This is a genomic window from Rahnella sp. RcJ3, assembly GCF_009498575.1.
Lineage (GTDB): Bacteria > Pseudomonadota > Gammaproteobacteria > Enterobacterales > Enterobacteriaceae > Rahnella > Rahnella aceris.
Genome location: NZ_QSNX01000055.1, coordinates 1 through 832 on the forward strand (window position 1 = coordinate 1; position 832 = coordinate 832).

General features: G+C 52.5%; 1 pseudogene. It reads left to right on the forward strand.

What is annotated here, in order from left to right:
* Positions 1-816 (forward strand): annotated as a pseudogene (locus DXU84_RS24935) (IS3 family transposase); the annotation flags it as partial.
* Positions 817-832 lie beyond the last annotated feature (16 nt).

Consider the following 832-nt stretch of genomic DNA (forward strand, 5'->3'; position numbering starts at 1 on the left):
TCAGCTATGTGAAAGAGATGTTTTCGATGAGCGTACGCCAGGCTTGCAGGACATTATCGCTGAGCATGACAGTCTATTTTTACCAGCCTGATACCCGTCGCGATGAGCCGGTGATCCAGGCGCTGACTGAACTGGCGGAGCGCTATCCGCGATACGGCTTTAAGAAGCTGTTCCAGTTGCTGCGCAGGCAGGGCAACAGGTGGAACCATAAACGCGTTCACCGGATTTACTGCCTGCTGAAACTGAATTTTCGCCGTAAGGGAAAGCAACGTCTGCCGGTGCGCAATCCGGCTCCGCTGGCGACGCCGGAAGCACTTAACCAGAGCTGGTCGATAGATTTTATGCATGATGCGCTGGTGTGTGGCAGACGCTTCCGGACCTTCAATGTGGTGGATGATTTTAACCGTGAAGCGCTGGCGATAGAAATTGACCTGAATATCCCGGCGCAACGCGTCGTGAGAGTGCTAGACAGGATCAAACCGCGGTTATCCGCGGAAGATTCGTATGGATAACGGGCCAGAACTGGTCTCACTGGCACTGGCGCAATGGGCCGAAGAACATGGTGTGTTGCTGGAATTTATCAAGCCGGGAAAGCCGACGCAGAATGCGTTTATCGAGCGTTTTAACCGGACATACCGGACAGAGATACTGGATTTTTATCTGTTCAGAACCCTGAATGAAGCGCGGAAAATTACTGAGCGCTGGCTGGCTGAATATAACAACGAGCGGCCTCATGAATCCCTGAACAACCTGACGCCAGAAGAGTACCGGCTGATGGCCGAAAACCCGGAAGTCTCAAAAAGTGCGTGGAACTAAAGCTGGGATACTTACA